The sequence below is a fragment of the Sinomicrobium soli genome, from assembly GCF_003285545.1.
Classification (GTDB): domain Bacteria; phylum Bacteroidota; class Bacteroidia; order Flavobacteriales; family Flavobacteriaceae; genus Sinomicrobium.
The window spans coordinates 137,576-158,906 of record NZ_QLNV01000001.1; the positions used below are offsets into that span (position 1 = coordinate 137,576).

At 46.6% G+C, this 21,331-nt stretch carries 24 protein-coding genes; all 24 read right to left on the reverse strand.

The genetic code is table 11. The features are described from left to right. Positions 1 to 9: 9 nt before the first annotated feature. Positions 10 to 3,522, reverse strand: coding sequence for a SusC/RagA family TonB-linked outer membrane protein (locus DN748_RS00620; protein ID WP_201741388.1), 3,513 nt, complete (start codon positions 3,520 to 3,522; stop codon positions 10 to 12). Positions 3,523 to 3,760: 238 nt separating this feature from the next. Further along, positions 3,761 to 4,948: a FecR family protein gene (locus tag DN748_RS00625; RefSeq protein WP_112369827.1), complete on the reverse strand. Its 1,188-nt coding sequence runs from the start codon at positions 4,946 to 4,948 to the stop codon at positions 3,761 to 3,763. 229 nt (positions 4,949 to 5,177) lie between these two features. Next, on the reverse strand, positions 5,178 to 5,714 hold the full coding sequence (locus DN748_RS00630; RefSeq protein WP_112369828.1) for an RNA polymerase sigma-70 factor: 537 nt from the start codon (positions 5,712 to 5,714) through the stop codon (positions 5,178 to 5,180). A 554-nt stretch (positions 5,715 to 6,268) separates the two neighbouring features. After that, the gene (locus DN748_RS00640; RefSeq protein ID WP_410528301.1) at positions 6,269 to 6,889 is read right to left on the reverse strand and encodes a phosphoadenosine phosphosulfate reductase domain-containing protein; all 621 of its coding nucleotides are present in this window, start codon (positions 6,887 to 6,889) and stop codon (positions 6,269 to 6,271) included. Positions 6,890 to 7,015: 126 nt separating this feature from the next. Next, on the reverse strand, positions 7,016 to 7,429 hold the full coding sequence (locus DN748_RS00645) for an RrF2 family transcriptional regulator (protein ID WP_112369831.1): 414 nt from the start codon (positions 7,427 to 7,429) through the stop codon (positions 7,016 to 7,018). 41 nt (positions 7,430 to 7,470) lie between these two features. Further along, on the reverse strand, positions 7,471 to 8,418 hold the full coding sequence (gene ctlX / locus DN748_RS00650) for a citrulline utilization hydrolase CtlX (protein ID WP_236636740.1): 948 nt from the start codon (positions 8,416 to 8,418) through the stop codon (positions 7,471 to 7,473). Then, positions 8,418 to 9,332, reverse strand: coding sequence for a dimethylarginine dimethylaminohydrolase family protein (locus DN748_RS00655; protein ID WP_112369833.1), 915 nt, complete (start codon positions 9,330 to 9,332; stop codon positions 8,418 to 8,420). Before DN748_RS00655 ends, ctlX begins: the two co-directional genes overlap by 1 nt. Before the next feature lie 103 nt (positions 9,333 to 9,435). Further along, a complete protein-coding gene (locus DN748_RS00660; protein ID WP_112369834.1) occupies positions 9,436 to 10,719 on the reverse strand; it encodes a citrate synthase in 1,284 nt (427 codons plus the stop codon). A gap of 488 nt (positions 10,720 to 11,207) precedes the next feature. After that, positions 11,208 to 12,503 carry a phosphopyruvate hydratase gene (gene eno, locus DN748_RS00665; RefSeq protein ID WP_112369835.1) on the reverse strand — a complete coding sequence of 432 codons (1,296 nt, stop codon included), beginning with the start codon at positions 12,501 to 12,503 and terminating at the stop codon, positions 11,208 to 11,210. Between the two features lie 49 nt (positions 12,504 to 12,552). Next, positions 12,553 to 13,671 (reverse strand): glutamine-hydrolyzing carbamoyl-phosphate synthase small subunit, encoded by a 1,119-nt coding sequence (gene carA / locus DN748_RS00670; protein WP_112369836.1) that lies wholly within the window; start codon positions 13,669 to 13,671, stop codon positions 12,553 to 12,555. 198 nt (positions 13,672 to 13,869) lie between these two features. After that, positions 13,870 to 14,406: a 50S ribosomal protein L17 gene (rplQ, locus tag DN748_RS00675; protein WP_112369837.1), complete on the reverse strand. Its 537-nt coding sequence runs from the start codon at positions 14,404 to 14,406 to the stop codon at positions 13,870 to 13,872. A 64-nt stretch (positions 14,407 to 14,470) separates the two neighbouring features. Then, on the reverse strand, positions 14,471 to 15,463 hold the full coding sequence (locus DN748_RS00680) for a DNA-directed RNA polymerase subunit alpha (RefSeq protein ID WP_112369838.1): 993 nt from the start codon (positions 15,461 to 15,463) through the stop codon (positions 14,471 to 14,473). A gap of 21 nt (positions 15,464 to 15,484) precedes the next feature. Further along, positions 15,485 to 16,090, reverse strand: a complete 606-nt coding sequence (gene rpsD / locus DN748_RS00685; RefSeq protein ID WP_112369839.1) for a 30S ribosomal protein S4 — start codon at positions 16,088 to 16,090, stop codon at positions 15,485 to 15,487. A 96-nt stretch (positions 16,091 to 16,186) separates the two neighbouring features. After that, positions 16,187 to 16,579 (reverse strand): 30S ribosomal protein S11, encoded by a 393-nt coding sequence (rpsK, locus tag DN748_RS00690; RefSeq protein WP_112369840.1) that lies wholly within the window; start codon positions 16,577 to 16,579, stop codon positions 16,187 to 16,189. 14 nt (positions 16,580 to 16,593) lie between these two features. Continuing rightward, the gene (gene rpsM, locus DN748_RS00695; protein ID WP_112369841.1) at positions 16,594 to 16,968 is read right to left on the reverse strand and encodes a 30S ribosomal protein S13; all 375 of its coding nucleotides are present in this window, start codon (positions 16,966 to 16,968) and stop codon (positions 16,594 to 16,596) included. A gap of 2 nt (positions 16,969 to 16,970) precedes the next feature. Continuing rightward, positions 16,971 to 17,087 carry a type B 50S ribosomal protein L36 gene (gene ykgO, locus DN748_RS00700; RefSeq protein WP_112369842.1) on the reverse strand — a complete coding sequence of 39 codons (117 nt, stop codon included), beginning with the start codon at positions 17,085 to 17,087 and terminating at the stop codon, positions 16,971 to 16,973. Between the two features lie 50 nt (positions 17,088 to 17,137). Then, positions 17,138 to 17,353 (reverse strand): translation initiation factor IF-1, encoded by a 216-nt coding sequence (gene infA, locus DN748_RS00705; protein ID WP_011710675.1) that lies wholly within the window; start codon positions 17,351 to 17,353, stop codon positions 17,138 to 17,140. 98 nt (positions 17,354 to 17,451) lie between these two features. Further along, a complete protein-coding gene (gene secY, locus DN748_RS00710; RefSeq protein WP_112369843.1) occupies positions 17,452 to 18,795 on the reverse strand; it encodes a preprotein translocase subunit SecY in 1,344 nt (447 codons plus the stop codon). Positions 18,796 to 18,808: 13 nt separating this feature from the next. Continuing rightward, positions 18,809 to 19,261, reverse strand: coding sequence for a 50S ribosomal protein L15 (gene rplO / locus DN748_RS00715; RefSeq protein WP_112369844.1), 453 nt, complete (start codon positions 19,259 to 19,261; stop codon positions 18,809 to 18,811). A gap of 14 nt (positions 19,262 to 19,275) precedes the next feature. Further along, positions 19,276 to 19,455 carry a 50S ribosomal protein L30 gene (rpmD, locus tag DN748_RS00720; protein WP_112369845.1) on the reverse strand — a complete coding sequence of 60 codons (180 nt, stop codon included), beginning with the start codon at positions 19,453 to 19,455 and terminating at the stop codon, positions 19,276 to 19,278. An 11-nt stretch (positions 19,456 to 19,466) separates the two neighbouring features. Next, positions 19,467 to 19,991, reverse strand: a complete 525-nt coding sequence (gene rpsE, locus DN748_RS00725; RefSeq protein WP_112369846.1) for a 30S ribosomal protein S5 — start codon at positions 19,989 to 19,991, stop codon at positions 19,467 to 19,469. 6 nt (positions 19,992 to 19,997) lie between these two features. Then, positions 19,998 to 20,354: a 50S ribosomal protein L18 gene (rplR, locus tag DN748_RS00730; RefSeq protein ID WP_112369847.1), complete on the reverse strand. Its 357-nt coding sequence runs from the start codon at positions 20,352 to 20,354 to the stop codon at positions 19,998 to 20,000. Between the two features lie 11 nt (positions 20,355 to 20,365). Next, positions 20,366 to 20,908, reverse strand: a complete 543-nt coding sequence (gene rplF, locus DN748_RS00735; RefSeq protein ID WP_112369848.1) for a 50S ribosomal protein L6 — start codon at positions 20,906 to 20,908, stop codon at positions 20,366 to 20,368. A 19-nt stretch (positions 20,909 to 20,927) separates the two neighbouring features. Continuing rightward, positions 20,928 to 21,326: a 30S ribosomal protein S8 gene (rpsH, locus tag DN748_RS00740; RefSeq protein WP_112369849.1), complete on the reverse strand. Its 399-nt coding sequence runs from the start codon at positions 21,324 to 21,326 to the stop codon at positions 20,928 to 20,930. Between the last annotated feature and the right edge of the window lie 5 nt (positions 21,327 to 21,331).

The following is a 21,331-nucleotide window of genomic DNA, read 5'->3' on the forward strand; positions in this document are numbered from 1 at the left end:
TCCCTTTTTTTAGAATTTTAAGTTCAGGTTAAACCCCATACTACGGGTTGTAGGCACACCGGTTGATTCAAGTCCGGAAACATTATCCGAACTGAATGCAAAAGAATCCGGATCTATATTGTCTACCCATTTTTTCAGAATGAGGACATTATTGGCCACGATACTGAGTTTGGCCCCCTTGATAAAAGATCTTTCGGGAATGAGCTTATGAAAATCATAACCTATGGTAATCTGCCGCAATTTCCAGAACCCTCCGTTATATACAATGGGTTCGATGAGCTGTGATGCCCGTACTACTTCCCAGTACTGCTGGGACTCCGTAGCTACCGTATTGGGTTGTCCCTGCAGATTGACTCCTTCCCCCACAACACCGGTCTCCCTTCCGGGTAAGGTCATTTTATGCAATCCGTGGCGAACGGCATTGAAGTTGGTGCCGGAGATCATCTTGTTTCCCAGTTTGAAATCTATGAGAAAAGAGAGGTTAAAATCCTTATAACGGAAGGTATTGGTAATCCCTCCCGTCCATTTGGGCAGGGCACTGCCAAAGAATACGATATCTTCGGTAGGCAGGGCCCTGCCGTCGTTACCGAAAATGCGGCGTCCCTGTTCGTCTCTCCGGTATCCGAAACCGGCAAGCTGACCGATCTCCTGCCCCACTACCTGGTATAAAAAACCGTTGAATATGTGCTCTCCTACCAGTATCCTGTCTCCCGGTTCGTCGGTGAGCAGGCTCAATACCTTGGTTTTATTGTAAGAACCGTTGATGTTCAGGTTCCACTGAAAATCATCGTTTTTAACAGGGATGACATTTAAAAGGGCCTCAAAACCATCACTCCGGCTCTCCCCGCTGTTTATCAGGGTATTGGTAAACCCTGAGGTATTGGAAATCTGGGCAGGGATGATCTGGTCTTTGGTTATTTTGCGGTAAACGGCCACATCCAGGTTCACCCTGCTTTCAAACATCCGGATATCCAGCCCTATTTCAGCCTCATTGGTGCGCATGGGCTTGAGATCCGGGTTGGGCAACGTACTGGTATTGGCCCCTGCAACGGGCTGAGTACTACCGTCAGGGCCGGTAAAGAAGTTGGGGTCGATATCATAGAAAAGCACATTGGAATACGGCGGTACATCCGTATCGCTCCCTACCTGTGCATAGGCAAACCGGAGCTTACCGAAAGACAACCACTCCGGCTTATTGGTAAACATATTGGAGAATACGTAGCTTCCGGATACGGACGGATAGAATATGCTGCGGTTCTCCGGTGCCAGGGTAGAAAACCAGTCGTTCCTGAAGGTACCACTGAGGTAATAGGTATCTTTCCAGGAAAGGTCTACCGCGCCATACACCGAGTTTACCGCTCTTTCGGAAATGGCATAGGCAGGATCCTTTACACGACCGTTTTGTACGGTATAGAGATCGCGTATCACAAAATCGGTCACATCGACCCGGTTGATATCCATACGGCGCTTCATCCGGTTTCCTCCCAGGTTAACCCCCAGACCGAAGTCTTCCCCGAATTCCTTATCAGCCGAGAAAAGGATATCCATATTGGTTTCGCGAAACCTTCGCGCTTCCTGGGTATAGGTACCGTTAACAAATCCGTCCGGGGCCGGCCCACGGGAGGCCTGCCCGGTAGGGAAGCCATTATAATCCTGGTCTCTGGACCAGTAATCCTGCCCGACCCTTCCTTGTACGAAAAGCCAGGGCAACAGGTTGTATTTAACGGCTACATTACCGAAAATACGATCTCTTTTTATGTTATTGAACTGTTCCGCCAATGTAAAATAAGGGTTTGTACGGTTGCGAAAACGCGAATACACATATTCGTTACCACTTGCATCGTATTTATACCGTTCCAGTACATCCAGGGACATGGAATTGGCCAGGTTGTAGATGGAAACGGGAATGGTATTGTCCTGCTGTCCTACGTTGGGCGGATTGGTATTTATTTCATTGGAGTAATTGACGTGTACATTCACATTCAGCTTATCTGAAAAATCATGGGTCACCCCCAGGCTTACGGTTTTTCGTTCAAATTCATTGTTCGGGGTAATCCCCTGGCTTTTGAGGTTTGCAAGGGACAGGTTAAACCCTCCTTTCTCCCCACCGCCGGCAATGGATACGGAATTGGTGACATCGAGCCCGTCCCTGTAAAATTTCTTTATCCGGTTCCGTTGCGGAACATAGGGTACTTCCACCCCGTCAAACAATATCTGGGTCATCCCGGGTTCAAACCGTTCCCCGAAAGACCATTGTCCGGAAGTCGGGTTGGCCGAAGTGGGCCGCATACCGTTTTCACCCTGCCCGTATTCGTACTGGAAATCGGTAAAATCCAGCGGGGTATGGTTAGTGACATTAAGGTTGTAGGTAACACCAAGCCCTTCTCCCTCACCCCTGGTCTTGGTGGTGATCATAATGACCCCGTCCTTAGCCCTGGAACCGTAAAGTGCGGCGGCGGTAGCTCCTTTCAGGACTGTCATATTTTCTATATCGTCCGGGTTAATACTGGAAAAACCATCTCCCCCGTCGGAGTATACCCCACCGTCGCTGATACCCGGTTCCCCGCCGGTACTTCCGGGATTAGTCCCGAAAGATGTATTGTCAATAGGCACGCCGTTCACCACAATCAGCGGGCTGTTGGTCCCGGAGATAGACGACTGCCCCCGGATACGTACCTTGGATGATCCGCCGGGGCCACTGCCCAGCGCGGAAATATTCACCCCGGCAACCTTACCCTGAAGGCTGTTCATAAAATTGGAAGAACGGTTTACATTGACTTCCCCCGGTTCCACTTCCGAAACAGCATACCCCAGTTTGCGGGATTCCCTTTTTATCCCCAGTGCGGTAACAACGACGACATCCAGGGTCTGCACGTCTTCTCTCAATGTGACATCTATTGTCGTCCGGTCACCTACCGTTTCCCTTACCTGCTTCATTCCTATGTACGTAAAGACCAGTACGGCATCCGTACCCGGGATGTCTATATCGTATTTTCCGTCAAAATCGGTCACTGTTCCTATGGTGGTCCCTTCTACCAGGACATTTACTCCGGGCATGGGAACTCCCTGTTCATCCGTCACGGTCCCGTTTACCGTTACCTGTACGGTATCATGACGATCATTACCACCATTGTTACCGGACAGGAAACTTTCTAATTTGCCATTATCCATCTTCAGGATAATCTGTTTATTCAGGGTTTCATAGACAATGGAGGTCCCTTTAAAGAGTTTGTTCAGCACCCGGGACAACGGCACCTCATTAAAATCTACGGAAACCCGTCTTTTGTAATCCACTTCCCGGTCGTTGTACAATACTTTGTACTCGGTCTGTGTTTCGATCTCCTTGAGTACCTTTTCGAGGGCTACATCCTCAAAGTGCAGTGAAATTTTCACATCCAGCGAAAAGTTTTCTGCCTGTACCTGGAACAAAAATGCCGCGAAGAAACAGATCAGGAGTTTCATCTTTAAGTCAAACTTTAATGCGTAAATAAATACACTCCCTGACTTCAGAAGGTTTTTCATATCTTTGTTTTGGTTTATGTGGTTAAACATTGTTTTAATCACTCCATTTCAAATCGGAGGATGTGCCACCATCTTCCGGTTTTTTTTATATAGGTGATTTTTCTTTTTTCCCGTTATAATTCCGTCATAGGCAAATTTGTTTTATAAGGTTACAGGTTCCCGGCCCCCTGGGGAAACCCGGGATAAACTACAGCCGAAAGGGAGGTTATCAATAATCAAGCCCCCACAACGCTCCCCCTTACGGGCTAATCACAATGCTATCGCCCCGGACCGTGTATTCAAAAGGATAATTTCTCCCAAAATAATTCAGGATGTTTTCTACAGATTCGCCCTCAAAGCCTGCTGTAAATATTTCTTTGTCCAGGTTTTTATTCTTATTGATTATGGCAATATCATAATACCTTTCAAGTCTTCTCAGTATTTCGCCGAAAACTACATGATTAAAAATGAGTTTACCTTCTATCCATCCGGTATACACCCCGGTATCGACATCTTCGAAGGAAATATCTTTTTGTGTTTTATCCCACGTAGCCTTTTGCCCGGGTACCATCCGGGGGGCTTTTTCCGGGTTATAGTCTTTTCCTTTTTCAAAAAGGGCTACCGATCCTTCGAGTAAAACAGTGTGTATGCGCGATTCTTCCTTATATGAATTGACCACAAACCTGGTACCGAGCACCTGTATGTTAATACCGTCTGTTTCTACCACAAAGGGTTGTTCCGGATTTTTCTCCACATCAAAATAAGCCTCCCCTTCCAGGAATACCTGCCGGTTTCCTTCTCCTGTGAAATGTATAGGGTACTTTAAAGAAGACCCGGCATTGAGGTTCACGGTCGTACCGTCGGAAAGGATGAGTTCAAAAGTCTTTCCGAAAGGAATCTGTATTTCGTGATATTCCGGTACAGTTGTATTAACGGCTTTTTCCGTTTTCCGGTAATTGATACTCCTTCCGCGCCGTACACCTATTATTCCTCCGCTCCTGTCCTTGATGGCCCCGTCCGCTGTCTCCTCCAGTACTGTAATACTGCCATCGGGCAACCGAAGGGTTATGTGCTGTTCTCCGGCTACGGCATCCGCAGGGGGTTCGCCGGATAAATGATCCCGGAAAAAGAAATAACCGATGGCAATAAAGCCTGCAAATACAGCGGCTATCCTGGCCCAGCTATACAGGTACCTGACTTTTTTGTCCGGCGGGCGGATCGCTGCTTCTATTTTTTTCCAGTCTTTATCCCTGGTTTTACAGAGCTCTTTTGCAATTTTGTGCTGCGCCTCTATCTTAACCGGATCGGAAAGGTGTTCTATGACATAATCCCTGTCTTCATCACTGAAAAGGTCACCTTCAATATCCGTTCGTTCTATCCGCTTCCCCCGCAAGATCATGTCGGCAAGCTTTATGGCTGTTTTTACCATTTTATCGAAATGGATCATAATATTTTACGTAGTTAATAATTTTAAAACGCATATTTTGCACACTACATAATTAAAGACGACAAAAAGTGAGAAGAGGGTTAAAAAAAATAAGTTTTTTTTTGGAGAAAGTTGAAAAGTTCCCGGTTACAGCTTGCCGGGGGCATCCGGCGAATACGCACAAAGAAACACAGGTTCGCAGAAAAAGTATCTCAGGGTTCAGAACTCAAAATCAAGAACTCCCCTTCTTCTACAGCAATGAAAACAGCACCGAGAACACTCCTTTCAACATTACCCTGAGCTTGCTATAGGCTATGCGTTTCTGTGCTTTGACGGTATTGACGGAAATAGATAATGCCTGGGAAATTTCGTCGTTTTTATATCCCTTTAAACTGAGGTTTATGATTTCTTTACACTTATAGGGTAACATATCCACCGCCTCGCGGATTATTTTGGAAGACTCCTCAAGCAATACTTCCCGTGCAAAAAAGGAATCGGATTCCAGTTTTTTCAGGTCGGCGGCCTCCAAAGGGTTCTTGCTCCTGTATTCCTTGCTTTTAAGATAATCGAGAGACTTGTTCTTCACCGCAGTATACAAGTATGATTTCGCAGCGTTCTCATCGCGGAAAACAACTTCCGTGTCCCAGACACGGATAAATACCTCCTGTACGATATCTTTTGAAATTTCAATATCACCCACGTATTTACCGGCAAACAAACAGAGGGAATCATAAAAGGTATTGAATAACACCTTGTATTTACGAATCGAGATTTTACGGGGATTCACAGACTTCAAAATCTCATAAATATTAGCTTATATCATCAAATCAAAAGGTTGGTACCCTGCCCTTCACAATATCAGGATCAGTATCTCCCGATATTTTCAGCCACTGATCCACCTAAACATTCTCTGTGTATCCGTGACAACGCTGGCTTAGTTCTGAAAGAAATATAATGCTGGCAAACAGACCACACTACAATTATCAATTCAAATATTTTAAAAACAATTAAAGATCATATTCTTAAAAAGTCATTGAATTTAGTATTAAAATTTCAAATACCAAAATATCGGCACAAATCACCACCTCCCGGAACCACATATATCGGACAGGCAGAGCAAATATCACAGATTGTGATTTACCCTGTTCCAAAATCGTATAACTCCCCATTTCCCACAGCTCCCTACACCATCCGGGTTAAGATCGATACGGTCTATGCGGGGGTTGCTTATGCCCATAACGGAAAAATAGCCATCAGTTCGGCCTGGATACGTAAAAAGCCCGGTATTACCTGCCGGGCCTTATTTTTATGTAGTTGTTCTTACTTTCAGGAGATGATCCGCTAACGGTTTCCGGAAACGTGAAGCCCGCATTCACGGTTTTCGAGTACTTTTGTCGGATCGTAATACTTGAATTCATTTTCAAGACCGTGGTCTTCGAGATAGGTGTCCAGTTGCGCATCACTCCAATAGAAAAAAGGAGAAACCTTTACAATACCATCGTCGCCCAGGGTTACGATATCGAGTGAATCCCGGAAGGCGGTCTGCCCTTTTCTCAGGTTGGTAAACCACACATCGGGCTGATGTTCTTTCATGGCCCTCCTGAAGGGTTCCAGTTTTACCTGTTCCGTAAATTCCTTGTGCAGGGGCGAATCGATATCGGGAATTCCCATGACTACATCCCGGTGGGCAGCCGTCTGCCGGGGCACATACAAATGGATGTTAAGTCCCAGCTGCCCGATAAGGCGTTCGGCATGGCGGTAGGTCTGGGGGGTATTGTACCCGGTGTCGCACCATATTACCGATATATTGTCTTTTACCCTGGTAGTGGCATGCAGGATGGCGGCTTCATAAGGCCGGAAATTGGTAGTCACCACCGGCCTGTTGGCAGTTTTCACAGCCCACTGTACAATCTCTCCGGGAGTTTTGTCTTTCAGGTGTTCATTGATCTTTCTCAGGTCCATAACCATTATTTTTTACAATCCGAGGCCATGCCCTCTCGCGCAGGCAGTACGGTATTATCACTTTGACATCAATAGTGCACAAATATACTATTAATCTATCGATTTACTCGACTATGTGTTGATTTTTTATTCTTCCGAAAGATCGGCAAGTGTTCTTTTTTCAAGGACACTGAGCATACTGTCTCTCATTTCGGCCATGACCCTGTTGAGCGAACAGGCTTCTTCCGTCTTGCAATCGCTGCATTTTTCATAAAAGTGAAGGCTTACGCAGGGCAAGGGGGCTATGGGACCCTCAAGGACCCTGATCAGTGCTGCAACGGTGATCTCTTCCGGATCCTTTAAAAGATAGTATCCTCCGCCCTTTCCTTTCTTGGAGCCCAGGAATCCCGAATTTTTCAACTGTAGCAGTATGATTTCGAGAAACTTCTTCGAGATATTTTCACTTTCGGCAATTTCCGAGATCAGTACCGGACTTTTTTCTTCCCTTCTGGACATGTATACCAGGGCTTTAAGTCCGTATTTTGTTTTCTTTGACAACATATCAGCACCGGTGGTTTAACACCTAAATATAACAATTATTTTTATCCCTGGCCTTTACGGAGAAAGATCTCCGCCATCATACAACGCGCACTTCCCCCGCCACATGCTTCTATAACATCAAGGGGGGCAGACAATATTTCACAATACCGTCCTATTTTTTCCAGTTGTTCCCTGTCGAGACTTTGTCTTGCCGCTTCGCTCATCACCAGGTACCTGCTACCGTTCCCGCCCTTAAGCTGCAGCATGTTTCCCGCAAAACTGTTGACCTGGTCTTCGGTAATCTCTATGATTTCCTTTCCGTCTTCCTTCAGGTGGCTCACGAGCTGCTTCCGCTCTTTCTTATCATCAATGGCCGCTGTACAGACCACGGCAAAATCCTCTCCCACACTCATCATCACATTGGTGTGATAGATCGGTTTCCTGGTTCCGTTCACGGTCTGCCATGCCGTAAATAGCACAGGCGTATATTCGAAATCCTCACAAAACTCTATAAACAATTCTTCATCTGCCCGGGGCGAAAGGGCGCAGTATGCCTTGCGGTTCACCCTGTCCAGTATCATGCTCCCGGTGCCCTCCAGAAAAAGCCCGTCGGTTTCCGCTTCGGTATAATCCACCACTTCAGCTATTAAAAAGCCCTCTTTTTCCACAGCCTCCAGCACCTCTTCCCTGCGCTCCAGCCTCCTGTTTTCTGCAAACATCGGGTACAGGGCCACCGTGTTTTCCTCGTGAAAGGAGATCCAGTTGTTCGGGAAGATCGAATCGGGAGTATCCGGTTCCCTGCTGTCTTCAACCACAATAACCCGTATGGTAGCAGCCCTCAGTTTATCCACAAAGGCATCGAATTCCTTCAGTGCCCTGTCCTGTACCGTTTGGGGGCTAAGCCCTTCCAGCACTTTCTGGTAGTAATTGTTTACGGCGGTCTGTTCGTTCATCCGGAAATTCACCGGGCGTATCATCAGTACGGTATCGGTAATCTGTTGTCTCATCATCAGGCTCTTATCAAAGGCATTGTGGAACAGCGGAAAAGCCCTTCCTGTTTGGATATTTCGGCATAGGGTACCTCCTCAACGGTAAACCCCTGTTTCCGCAACCAGTTGTTCAGGCGTACAAAATTCCGTTCGGATACCACTACATCCGTATCAATGGAAAATACGTTGGAATACATGTGATACATCTCCTCGCGTGTAATGTGGAAAAGATTTTCCCTGCCGAACAGCGCCACGAGATATTCATAGTCATCCCTGTCGCTGAACCCCCCGGGATATATAATCCCCCGGTCCTTTCCCACCGGCTGGAAGCAGCAGTCGAGATGAAGGGCGTTGTCCCTGGCCTCTGTCGCAGATTTCACCAGGTCGAATTCCTTTACATTCCTGTCAGGAAAAAGCGCTCTCAGGAACTGCACACCGTGCATATTGGTCCTGGCGGTGATCTGGTCGGGGTAATCCTCTCCCTTATATGTTCCCACAAAAATATGGTCGTTCCACAACATGACATCCCCTCCCTCAATATGTACTTCTTCGGGAGGAGTGATGATCTTCTCCGGCGCAATCTGTTCCATTACGCGGGCTATGGCCTTTAATTCCTTTTCCCGGCGTGGCAATATGTTCGATCTGATAAAAAGGTCATCGATAACAAAGGCAATGTCCCTGGAAAAGATCTGGTTATAACCGGCTATAACCTCAGGACGGTACACCTTGACATCATATTTTTCAAATACCCGGGCAAACGCCTCCATCTCCCCGACCATATCTGCCTCCGAAGGATAGGTACCCGCCAGGATATGCTCCAGCGATTTGGGATCGTAAGCCTCCTCCGGAGCAGGTACCCCGCCATTGCTCACTGCCGTACCCAGGACCAGTGCTTTTAGCCTGGAGGTTTCATCTTTTATATTGAGTTTTAACATAACCCCTTGCAATTTGTTACAAATATAAAAAAGGAGAGACGCACCGTGGTGCGCCCCTGTCCTGTTTTTTAAAAAAGAACCGAAAATTTTCCGGGTTCTTTCCTTACCTCTTGTCGATATCTATAAAAGTACGCTTATTTTCCCCGACATATACCTGTCTGGGCCTTCCTATCGGCTCATTGCGCAGGCGCATTTCCCTCCATTGGGCGATCCATCCGGGAAGACGTCCGAGGGCAAACATCACCGTAAACATCTCGGTGGGAATTCCGAGGGCACGATAGATGATCCCGGAGTAGAAATCCACATTGGGATACAGCTTCCTGTCTACGAAATACTGGTCTTCCAGGGCTTCCTTTTCAAGTCCCTTGGCAATGCCCAGTACGGGATCGGTAACTCCCAGGTCGCCGAGTACCTCATCGGCCGCCTTTTTGATGATCCTCGCCCTGGGGTCGAAATTCTTATATACCCGGTGACCGAATCCCATAAGGCGGAACGGATCATTCTTGTCCTTGGCCTTGGCCATGTATTTCTTGGTATCTCCGCCATCGGCCTTGATCCCCTCCAGCATTTCGATCACCGCCTGGTTGGCTCCCCCGTGAAGGGGTCCCCACAGCGCCGATATTCCGGCCGAGATGGAAGCAAACAGTCCCGCATGTGACGATCCGACGATCCGGACGGTCGATGTAGAGCAATTCTGCTCATGATCGGCATGAAGGATCAGCAGTTTGTCCAGCGCATTGATCACCACATCATTTTTCCTGTATTCCTTGTTAGGCTTCTTAAACATCATTTTGGCAATGTTCTCCACATATCCGAGGGCATCGTCGCCATAATCAAGCGGCATTCCTTCCTTTTTGCGCAATGTCCACGCCACGAGCACCGGGAACTTCGCCATCAGCTTTACAATGGCCCTGTACATCTCTTCTTCCGAAGAAACATTGACAGAAGAAGGATTAAAGGCAATAAGTGCACTGGTCAGCGATGCCAGTACTCCCATCGGGTGGGCGGATTTCGGGAAACTGTCGAGTATCTTCTTCATGTCTTCATCCACTACAGACTGATCTTTGATGTCTTCGTGGAATTTATCCAGCTGATCCCGGGTAGGTAATTCGCCAAAAATCAAAAGATATGCAACCTCAAGGAAATCGGCTTTTTCCGCCAGTTCTTCGATGGTATAACCGCGGTACCTCAGAATTCCCTTTTCACCGTCCAGATATGTAATAGCACTCTCGCACGAGCCCGTGTTCTTATAACCGGGATCAAGCGTAATAATCCCGCTCTGTGCCCGAAGCGTCTTAATATCTATTGCTATTTCATTTTCTGTTCCGACGGTAACCGGAAACTCATATTTCTCACCGTTATACTCTAAGGTAGCAGTTGTAGACATAATAATTTTATAGATTTTTAGATTCACCAATTTTCACATCCGAAGCTCAAAAGAGACTACTGTGTATTTGATGTGAACGAGTGTTGCGAAAATACGAAATAATGTCTTAAAATAAACTTAATTAGCGCTATTTTTGAGCGTGTAAAACCTCAAAAGACAGCATTTTTCCCCACCGGGCGCCGGGCTTGATCATTTAATCTTACAGAGACAGTCATTGTCATTCGGAACTGCCTGTCCCGAGTATCGGGAAAGTGAAGCATCTACCCCGAAGATCAAAGGAATTTCAACAGCATGAGGGAAGACCGGAGATCCCTCCACTGCGGTCGGGATGACATTCCTGTCATTCAGAGCGGAGCGCAGCGAAGTCCCTGCCTGCCGGCAGGCAGGGAAGAATTTCCAACCCGGATCAAAGGAACTTCAGATCAATCACAGCGAATAAAAAACCCCGGAGATCAATCCGGGGTTTTATCACGATGGTTATTCCGTTTTTATTGCTGTTGTACCTTAAAAGCTTTTTTCCCGGGATAGTAGGCCACGTCGCCGAGCTCTTCTTCAATGCGCAGCAACTGGTTGTATTTGGCCATACGGTCGCTTCTGGAAGCAGAGCCTGTCTTGATCTGTCCGGTGTTGAGTGCCACGGCGAGATCGGCAATGGTATTATCTTCCGTTTCTCCCGACCTGTGAGACATGACGGAGGTATAGCCTGCATGATGTGCCATATTTACGGCAGCAATGGTTTCCGTCAGTGTTCCTATCTGGTTCACCTTGATCAGAATGGAATTGGCAATACCGCTTTCTATACCGCGGGACAGTCGCTCTACATTGGTAACAAACAGGTCATCTCCGACGAGCTGCACCCTGTCACCTACCCTGTCGGTAAGGTATTTCCAGCCTTCCCAGTCATTTTCATCCATCCCGTCCTCTATAGAGATAATCGGGTATTTCCCGGCCAGTTCAGCGAGATAGTCGGCCTGTTCCTGAGAGGTCCTTACCTTGCCCTTATCGCCTTCAAACTTGGTATAATCGTATTTGCCATCCACATAAAATTCCGCAGAAGCACAATCCAGCGCGATCATGACGTCGTCCCCGGCCTTATACCCGGCTTTTTCAATGGCCTTGATAATGGTCTCAAGAGCATCTTCCGTGCCTTCAAGCGTGGGTGCAAACCCTCCTTCGTCACCAACGGCAGTGCTCAGTCCGCGATCGTGCAGTACCTTTTTCAGATGGTGAAATATTTCGGTCCCCATCTGCATCGCATGAGTAAAGTTCTCCGCCTTTACCGGCATGATCATAAATTCCTGAAAAGCTATGGGAGCATCGGAATGCGACCCCCCGTTGATAATATTCATCATCGGCACGGGCAGTGTATTGGCACTCACCCCTCCCACATAACGATACAGGGGCATACCCAGTTCATTGGCCGCAGCCTTGGCCACCGCCAGGGAAACTCCCAGTATGGCATTGGCCCCCAGCTTCGACTTATTGGCCGTTCCGTCCAGGGCTATCATCTGCTTATCGATAGCATTCTGCTCAAACACCGATGTCCCCACCAGTTCTTCAGCGAGAATATTATTGACATTATCCACAGCTTTGGAAACTCCTTTTCCCATGTAAGAAGAACCTCCGTCCCTCAACTCCACTGCTTCGTGCTCTCCTGTAGACGCTCCCGAAGGTACCGCCGCTCTTCCGAGAATACCGTTTTCGGTAACCACATCCACTTCTACCGTAGGATTACCTCTTGAATCTAAAATCTGCCTTGCATGCACACTAATAATGATACTCATAATATTACTTGTTATATTCTGTTTCGTTAAACTATTACTCCAAAAACTGTTATCCCTTCACTGTGGCGATCTCCGACACCATCCCGATAAAATCGTCGAAAAGGTATGAAGCATCGTGTGGCCCCGGACTCGCTTCCGGGTGATACTGCACAGAAAAACAGTTTTTATCCTTTATGCGTATCCCGGCCACCGTATTGTCATTGAGGTGAATATGTGTGATCTCCACTCCGGGATGTTGTTCCACTTCTTCCCTGTTGACCGCAAAGCCGTGGTTCTGGGATGTAATCTCACCTTTTCCCGTAAGAAGGTTTTTGACCGGGTGGTTTATCCCCCTGTGCCCGTTGTGCATCTTATAGGTGGATATCCCCTGCGACAAGGCTATGATCTGGTGTCCGAGACAGATCCCGAACAGCGGAAGGTTTTCGGATATGATCTTTTCAGCCACTTCTACAACACCCTCCAGGGGTTCCGGGTCACCGGGTCCGTTGGAAAGAAAATACCCGTCCGGATTCCACGCCTTGAGTTCCTCGAGGCTCGTATCATAAGGAAATACCTTAATGTAAGCGTCCCTGGCCGCCAGGTTTCTCAGAATGTTCTTTTTTATCCCCAGGTCGAGGGCTGCTATTTTATATGTAGCATCCGGATTACCGAAGAAGTAGGGTTCTTTCACAGAAACTGCGGAAGACAGCTCCAGTCCTTCCATGGCCGGGACTTCCGCCAATTGCGCCTTCAGTTCATCGATCCTGTCGACCTCCGTAGAGATCACGGCATTCATGGCTCCGTTATCGCGGATGTAACTCACCAGCGCCCTGGTATCCACATCGGAAACAGCAAACAATCCGTTGTCTTCCAGAAATTCCGACAGCGAGCCGTCGGCTCCGGCCCTGGAATAATCATAGCTGAAATTTTTACAGATCAATCCGGATATCTTTACCGAACCGGATTCCACCTCTTCGTCCCTGACTCCGTAATTTCCTATATGGGCATTGGTAGTCACCATGATCTGCCCGAAGTAGGAAGGATCGGTAAAAATTTCCTGATACCCCGTCATCCCGGTATTAAAACACACCTCGCCAAAAGCGGTTCCTTCCTTACCTACCGCCTTTCCATAAAAAATGGCCCCATCCGCAAGGATAACGACCGCTTTCTTTTTTGATTGATACTTCATGTATGGATTGTATAATTTATACTAAATATTCCCCGAATTCCAGCCATATGCCGTGGAAATCATCGCTACAGCCATGCCTTACCACTTGTGTACATTCAATCATTCGCGAAACATTTAAAAGTTTTACAAAATAACACAAAAAAAAGGATAAACTAAAATGTTTATCCTTTTGATATGTAATGATTTCGTTATCATTTGTTATTCGTCGGCAGAAGCTTTTTTATCATCGTTATCCGGGGCCTTTTCGGCCGCTTCCACTTTCTCGTCTTTCACTTCTTCAGCCTTCGGCGCCTCTTCTGCCGGTGTCTCGGCTTTCTTGCCGCGGCCTCCCCGTCGTGTAGATTTCTTTTTAGCCGCTTTCTCAGTGCTGTACGTCTCGTTGTAATCTACCAGCTCGATAAGGGCCATATCAGCGTTATCCCCAAGGCGGTTACCCAGTTTTATAATACGGGTATACCCTCCGGGGCGGTCAGCTACCTTTACTGCAACATCCCTGAACAGTTCCGTTACCGCATACTTGCTTCTCAACCTGGCGAAAACCACCCTTCTGTTATGCGTGCTGTCCTCCTTTGATTTTGTAATCAATGGCTCGATAAACACTTTTAATGCCTTGGCCTTGGCCACGGTGGTATTGATCCGCTTGTGCTCTATCAGGGAGCAGGCCATATTGGCCAGCATCGCTTTTCTGTGAGCCGATTTCCTCCCCAGGTGATTTATTTTCTTTCCGTGTCTCATCTTAATTCCCTGTATTGTTATCCTTACCTTCCTCTATATACTCTTATAAAAGGGAGCGGCAGGATTAATCTTTATCTAATTTATATTTGGACAGATCCATTCCGAAACTCAATCCCTTTACACTTACGAGTTCTTCCAGTTCGGTAAGCGATTTTTTTCCGAAGTTGCGGAATTTCATCAGATCGTTCTTGTTAAAGGATACCAGATCTCCCAGCGTGTCTACTTCGGCAGCCTTAAGGCAGTTCAATGCACGCACCGACAGATCCAGGTCTACCAGCTTGGTCTTGAGCAATTGCCTCATGTGCAGCGACTCTTCGTCATAGGTTTCTGTCTGCGCGATCTCATCTGCCTCAAGTGTGATTCTCTCATCGGAGAACAACATAAAGTGATGGATGAGGATCTTGGCAGCCTCGGTAAGGGCATCCTTGGGGTGGATGGAACCATCGGTAATGATTTCGAAAACCAGCTTTTCGTAGTCTGTCTTCTGTTCTACACGATAGTTCTCCACACTGTACTTTACGTTCTTGATAGGCGTAAAGATAGAGTCGGTAAAAATGGTCCCGATCGACGCATTGGCCTTTTTATTCTCTTCTGCCGGAACATACCCTCTTCCTTTCTCGATAGTAAGTTCGAGATTGATGTTTACCCCGGACTCCATATTACAGATCACATGATCCGGGTTCAACACCTGGAAACCGGAAATAAACTTCTGGAAATCTCCTGCTGTCAGTTGCTCTTTTCCCGTAACAGAAACCGAAACGGTCTCATTCTCCACATCTTCTATCTGCCTTTTAAAACGCACCTGTTTCAGGTTCAGTATAATTTCCGTAACGTCTTCCACTACACCCGATATGGTAGAGAATTCATGCTCTACGCCTTCTATCTTTACAGATGTAATAGCAAAACCATCCAAAGAAGCCAGCAAGACTCTTCGCAATGCGTTACCAACGGTCAATCCGTATCCGGGTTCGAGCGGGCGGAATTCAAATTTCCCCTCGAAATCGGAAGAATCGATCATTATAACTTTATCGGGCTTTTGAAAATTTAATATTGCCATAGTTTGACAGCTGTCTGATTATTATTTAGAGTATAACTCGACGATTAATTGTTCCTTAATATTTTCCGGGATCTGGAGTCTTTCCGGTATATTAACGAACGTCCCTTCCCTTTTTTCCGTGTTCCAGGTGATCCACTCGTACACCGCCGAGTTATTGGCCAGCGAGTTCTCGATCACTTCAAGGGATTTTGATTTTTCACGTACGCCGATCACATCACCGGCTTTAAGGGTATATGAAGGAATATTTACGATCTCTCCGTTTACGGTAATATGGCGGTGAGATACCAATTGCCTGGCACCCCTTCTCGAAGGGGAAATCCCCATTCTGTACACCACATTATCCAGCCGGGATTCACACAATTGCAGTAACACCTCACCGGTTACCCCTTTGCTTCGGTTGGCCTTTTCAAAAAGATTCCTGAACTGTCGCTCAAGGATACCATAGGTATACTTGGCTTTTTGTTTTTCCATCAACTGAACGGCGTACTCCGACTTTTTTCCTCTCCTCCTGTTATTCCCGTGTTGCCCGGGAGGGTAATTTTTCTTTTCAAAAGACTTGTCATCACCAAAAATGGGCTCTCCGAACTTTCTAGCGATCTTGGTTTTTGGACCTGTATATCTTGCCATGTTAAAAAAATTATATGACGACGAAATGATTATGAATTAAGGCTTATCCTTCGATAATCGCAAAATATTCCGCCGCTATCCGATTGTAAAATAAAATTAAACTCTTCTTCTCTTGGGCGGGCGACATCCGTTGTGCGGCAGCGGAGTAACGTCTATGATCTCCGTAACCTCTATACCTGCATTGTGCAGGGTTCTGATGGCAGATTCCCTTCCGTTCCCAGGCCCCTTTACATAGACCTTTACTTTCCTCAGACCAGCATCCTGGGCTATTTTAGCAGCATCTTCGGCAGCAACCTGAGCAGCGTACGGGGTATTTTTCTTAGACCCTTTAAAGCCCATTTTACCGGCAGATGACCATGAAATCACATCACCCTTCTTATTGGTCAGTGCTATGATGATATTGTTGAACGAAGCTGTTACATGTGCCTCACCCACAGATTCCACTACAACCTTGCGCTTCTTCGCAGCTTTTGTATTCGACTTTGCCATATTACCTTACGTTATTATTTGGTTGCCTTCTTCTTGTTAGCAACAGTTTTTCGCCTGCCTTTACGGGTTCTGGAGTTGTTTTTGGTTCTCTGACCTCTCAACGGTAAACCGATACGGTGCCGGATACCGCGATAACAACCTATATCCATGAGACGCTTGATGTTCAACTGTACTTCAGAGCGCAATTCACCTTCAATCTTAAAAGCACCTACAGCCTCACGGATCCGGTTGATCTCCTCATCCGTCCAGTCAGACACTTTAGTATCTTCATTTACTTCAGCTTTTGCCAGTATGTCTTTGGCCCGGCTTTTTCCGATACCGAAAATATAAGTCAGTGAGATAACTCCACGCTTATGTTTAGGTATATCTACTCCTGCAATTCTTGCCATAATTACCCTTGTCTTTGTTTAAATCTAGGATTCTTTTTATTAATTACGTACAATTTCCCCTTACGACGCACAATTTTGCACTCGGGACTTCTCTTTTTTAGTGATGCTCTTACTTTCATGATAATTCAATGTTCAGGTCCGGACGCGGCATATACCGTCTGCCCGGCCATTAATATCTATATGTGATCCTGGCTTTTGTGAGATCGTAAGGGCTCATTTCGAGCTTTACCTTATCCCCCGGCAACAATTTTATATAGTGCATACGCATCTTTCCGGAAATATGGGCCGTAACGACGTGCCCGTTTTCCAGTTCAACACGGAACATTGCGTTCGACAATGCTTCGATAATCGTACCATCCTGCTCTATTGCTGCTTGTTTCGCCATGTATTACACTTCTGTATTTTAATTACTGCCTTTTCTTAAGGCGGCACAAATTTATGATTTTTCTGCTTATGATCGAAAAGCTATCCGAACATTTACGCTCAGGCTACTACTTTCCGGTTTTTTCCGGTCTTCATAAGACCGTCATAATGCCTGTTCAGCAGATACGAATTTACCTGTTGCATGGTATCTATCGCCACTCCCACCATAATCAGGAGCGAAGTTCCTCCGTAAAACAGGGCCCATCCCTGCTGCATTCCCACGATCTTAACAACGAAAGCCGGTAATATGGCTATAATTGCCAGAAAAATGGATCCCGGGAAGGTGATCAGCGACATGATCTTGTCCAGGTAATCACCGGTTTCCTTACCGGGTTTTACCCCGGGTATAAAACCGCCGCTTCTCTTGAGATCGTCGGCCATCTTGTTGGTAGGCACCGTGATCGCCGTATAAAAGTAGGTAAATATTATAATCAGCAATGCGAAAACAAGATTATACCAGAACCCGAAAATATCCATAAATGCCGACTGTACCGATTGGGCCGCTTCCGAACTCGACAATCCGGCCAACGCACCCGGTACAAACATGATCGCCTGGGCAAATATGATAGGCATTACTCCCGAAGCATTGAGCTTGAGGGGGATATACTGCCGTGAACCGAAAACATTTTTCTCATACCCGCCTGAAGATGTCCGCCTGGCGTACTGCACCGGTATCTGCCTGGTAGCCATAACCAGCATGATCGAAGCCAGAATTACAACAAACCAGATCACAAGCTCGATGAGAATAAGCATTAACCCACCATTATTTTCAGACACCCGGGAAGCAAACTCCTGGATAAACGACTGCGGAAGACGGGCAATGATACCCACCATAATGAGCAGTGAAATACCGTTTCCGATACCTTTATCGGTAATCTTTTCACCCAGCCACATGGCAAAAATGGTTCCGGTAACGAGAATAATTACCGAAGGGATGATAAAATCAAGCCCTTTTCCCAGTAAAAATGCACTTTCCGGCACCCCCAGTGCTCCCAGGCCATAGAGATAGGCCGGAGCCTGTACCACACATATAGCTATGGTAAGCCAACGTGTAATCTGGTTAATGGTCTTTCTGCCACTCTCTCCCTCCTTCTGCAGTTTCTGCAGGTAAGGAACAGCTATCCCCATCAACTGTACCACAATCGAAGCAGATATATAAGGCATAATACCAAGAGCAAATACGGAAGCATTGGCAAAAGCCCCTCCCGTAAACGCGTTGAGAATTCCCAGTAAACCGGTATCTGTCTTGCTGGACAGTTCGGCGAGTTGTACAGAATCAACACCCGGAAGAACGATCTGAGTACCGAAGCGGTATACCAGCAGCAACCCCAGGGTTACCACGATACGGCTTCTGAGCTCTTCTATTTTCCAAACGTTGCTAAGTGTCTCCAAAAATTTTTTCATGGTCGGTGTTTTCTTATACGGTTACCGCCTCTCCTCCGGCTTTTTCTATAGCCGCTTTGGCACTCGCGGTAAATTTGTGTGCAGATACTTTAAGTTTGGCCTTCAGTTCTCCTCCACCCAGTATTTTAACCAGATCAGAACGTTTAACCACCCTTTTCGTTACCAGAGTTTCCAGGTCTACCGTATCGGTAATCACACCCTTATCTACCATTTCCTGTAGCTTCCCAAGATTAATACCTACGTATTCCTTACGGTTTATATTGTTGAAACCGAACTTGGGAACCCTTCTCTGTAACGGCATCTGGCCACCTTCAAAACCGATCTTCTTGGAATATCCGGAACGGGACTTGGCACCCTTATGTCCCCGGGTAGCGGTTCCTCCTTTTCCGGATCCTTCTCCGCGGCCCACACGTTTTCCGTCCTTATGCACTGAACCTTCTGCCGGTTTTAAGTTACTTAAGTTCATACCTGTATTGTTAATTAAGCCTCCTCTACGGAAACCAAATGTTTTACTTTATTTACCATACCAAGGATATTCGGTGTAGCGTCGTGCTCTACAACCTGTCCTATTTTTCTAAGGCCAAGCGCTTCGAGGGTTCGTTTCTGATCCTGAGGGCGCTTAATCTGGCTCCTTACCTGTGTTACTTTAATTTTTGCCATGTTATCCTTGTTTACCCTTTAAAAACTTTCTCCAGAGATATTCCCCGTTGCACAGCAACAGTCCGGGCATCTCTCAACTGTAACAGTGCGTCAAAAGTAGCTTTCACAACATTGTGGGGGTTGGAAGACCCCTGGGATTTCGACAGTACGTCAGACACTCCCAACGATTCCAGTACGGAACGCACCGTTCCTCCGGCGATCACTCCGGTACCGTGCGAAGCAGGCTGAATATACACTCTTGCCCCACCGTATTTACCGCGCTGCTCATGAGGAAGCGTTCCCTTGTTAAGGGGAATCCGAACCAGGTTCTTTTTCGCATCTTCGACCGCTTTGGAAATAGCATCGGCAACCTCTTTGGATTTGCCAAGACCATGTCCTACCACACCGTTTTCGTCACCTACCACTACTATAGCGGAAAAGCCGAATGCCCTACCTCCTTTAGTAACCTTAGTAACTCTCTGTACGCCAACCAGACGATCTTTCAGTTCGAGTCCGCCGGGTTTTACCAATTCCACGTTTTTGTATTTCTGAAACATAATTTCTTAGAATTTTAGTCCGCCTTCCCTGGCTCCTTCTGCCAATGATTTAACTCTTCCGTGATACAGGTATCCACCTCTGTCAAAAGAGACCGTTTCGACACCTGCCTTGATCGCCTTTTCGGCGATAGCCTTACCCACTAAAGCAGAAATCTCGGATTTTGTCCCTTCAGATCCGGCGATATCCTTGTCCCTTGAAGAAGCCGAAGCAAGTGTAACCCCGTTAACATCGTCTACCAGTTGTGCGTATATCTCCTTATTACTTCTGAAAACAGCCAGTCTGGGTCTTTCGGCCGTACCGCTAACCACTTTCCTGATCCTGTTTTTTATACGTTGTCTTCTTTCCGTCTTTGATAATGCCATAATGCTAATTATTAAGCTGATTTACCTGCTTTTCTTCTCAATACCTCACCAACAAACTTAATACCTTTACCCTTGTATGGCTCGGGTTTACGGAAAGAACGTATCTTCGCCGCCACCTGGCCTACAAGTTGCTTATCGTAAGAAGTAAGCTTTATAATAGGGTTTTTTCCCTTTTCGGATATGGTCTCGACTTTTACCTCAGGGGCAAGTTCCAGAACGATATTATGCGAAAATCCCAGAGCGAGATCCAGCTTTTGTCCCTGGTTACTGGCCCTGTATCCTACACCTACCAGTTCGAGTTCCTTGGTATATCCTTCAGAAACCCCTATCACCATATTGTTGACCAAAGTACGGTAAAGACCGTGCTTTGCTTTCTGTTCTTTGCTATCATCGGTAACTTCCAGTACCACCTGTCCGTCCTCCTGCTTCACAGCGACGTCCCTGATTTCCTGGGTTAGCTCTCCTAATTTTCCCTTAACGGTTACGACATTGTCCTTAATGGTTACCGTAACTCCATCGGGTATATTTACCGGACTCTTTCCTATTCGTGACATTTCTTCTTGTCTTTATTTTTTAGTAAACGTAACACAATACTTCGCCCCCAACATTCTCGTTCCTGGCCTGTTTGCTGGTCATTACTCCGTGAGAAGTAGACACAATGGCAATACCAAGACCGTTCAGCACCCTGGGAAGATCGCTTGAGCCCGCATATTTACGCAAGCCCGGTTTACTCACACGCTGTATTTTTCTGATCACCGGCTCTTTGGTGGCCTTATCGTATTTCAGCGCAATCTTAATCTTTCCCTGTACGGCATTATCCTCAAACTTATAGCTCAGGATATACCCCTGGTCAAAAAGGATCTTGGTGATCTCTTTTTTCAAATTGGAAGCAGGAATCTCCACCACCCTGTGCCCGGCACTGCTGGCATTCCTGATTCTCGTCAAATAATCTGCAATAGGATCTGTATACATCTATA

Bases quoted from the DNA above. Each gene is read 5' to 3' on its own strand.
- rplO (WP_112369844.1), bottom strand. From the start codon at position 19,261: ATGAACTTAAGTAACTTAAAACCGGCAGAAGGTTCAGTGCATAAGGAC.
- rpsE (WP_112369846.1), bottom strand. From the start codon at position 19,991: ATGTTTCAGAAATACAAAAACGTGGAATTGGTAAAACCCGGCGGACTC.
- rpmD (WP_112369845.1), bottom strand. From the start codon at position 19,455: ATGGCAAAAATTAAAGTAACACAGGTAAGGAGCCAGATTAAGCGCCCT.
- rplR (WP_112369847.1), bottom strand. From the start codon at position 20,354: ATGGCATTATCAAAGACGGAAAGAAGACAACGTATAAAAAACAGGATC.
- rpsK (WP_112369840.1), bottom strand. From the start codon at position 16,579: ATGGCAAAGTCGAATACAAAAGCTGCGAAGAAGCGCAAGGTTGTAGTG.
- rpsH (WP_112369849.1), bottom strand. From the start codon at position 21,326: ATGTATACAGATCCTATTGCAGATTATTTGACGAGAATCAGGAATGCC.
- DN748_RS00680 (WP_112369838.1), bottom strand. From the start codon at position 15,463: ATGGCAATATTAAATTTTCAAAAGCCCGATAAAGTTATAATGATCGAT.
- rpsD (WP_112369839.1), bottom strand. From the start codon at position 16,090: ATGGCAAGATATACAGGTCCAAAAACCAAGATCGCTAGAAAGTTCGGA.
- carA (WP_112369836.1), bottom strand. From the start codon at position 13,671: ATGAAGTATCAATCAAAAAAGAAAGCGGTCGTTATCCTTGCGGATGGG.
- DN748_RS00640 (WP_410528301.1), bottom strand. From the start codon at position 6,889: ATGGACCTGAGAAAGATCAATGAACACCTGAAAGACAAAACTCCCGGA.
- ykgO (WP_112369842.1), bottom strand. From the start codon at position 17,087: ATGAAAGTAAGAGCATCACTAAAAAAGAGAAGTCCCGAGTGCAAAATT.
- DN748_RS00645 (WP_112369831.1), bottom strand. From the start codon at position 7,429: ATGTTGTCAAAGAAAACAAAATACGGACTTAAAGCCCTGGTATACATG.
- DN748_RS00655 (WP_112369833.1), bottom strand. From the start codon at position 9,332: ATGTTAAAACTCAATATAAAAGATGAAACCTCCAGGCTAAAAGCACTG.
- infA (WP_011710675.1), bottom strand. From the start codon at position 17,353: ATGGCGAAACAAGCAGCAATAGAGCAGGATGGTACGATTATCGAAGCA.
- secY (WP_112369843.1), bottom strand. From the start codon at position 18,795: ATGAAAAAATTTTTGGAGACACTTAGCAACGTTTGGAAAATAGAAGAG.
- eno (WP_112369835.1), bottom strand. From the start codon at position 12,503: ATGAGTATCATTATTAGTGTGCATGCAAGGCAGATTTTAGATTCAAGA.
- ctlX (WP_236636740.1), bottom strand. From the start codon at position 8,418: ATGATGAGACAACAGATTACCGATACCGTACTGATGATACGCCCGGTG.
- DN748_RS00625 (WP_112369827.1), bottom strand. From the start codon at position 4,948: ATGATCCATTTCGATAAAATGGTAAAAACAGCCATAAAGCTTGCCGAC.
- rpsM (WP_112369841.1), bottom strand. From the start codon at position 16,968: ATGGCAAGAATTGCAGGAGTAGATATACCTAAACATAAGCGTGGAGTT.
- DN748_RS00660 (WP_112369834.1), bottom strand. From the start codon at position 10,719: ATGTCTACAACTGCTACCTTAGAGTATAACGGTGAGAAATATGAGTTT.
- rplF (WP_112369848.1), bottom strand. From the start codon at position 20,908: ATGTCACGAATAGGAAAGAGTCCGGTAAATATACCCGATGGAGTTACG.
- rplQ (WP_112369837.1), bottom strand. From the start codon at position 14,406: ATGAGACACGGAAAGAAAATAAATCACCTGGGGAGGAAATCGGCTCAC.
- DN748_RS00620 (WP_201741388.1), bottom strand. From the start codon at position 3,522: ATGAAAAACCTTCTGAAGTCAGGGAGTGTATTTATTTACGCATTAAAG.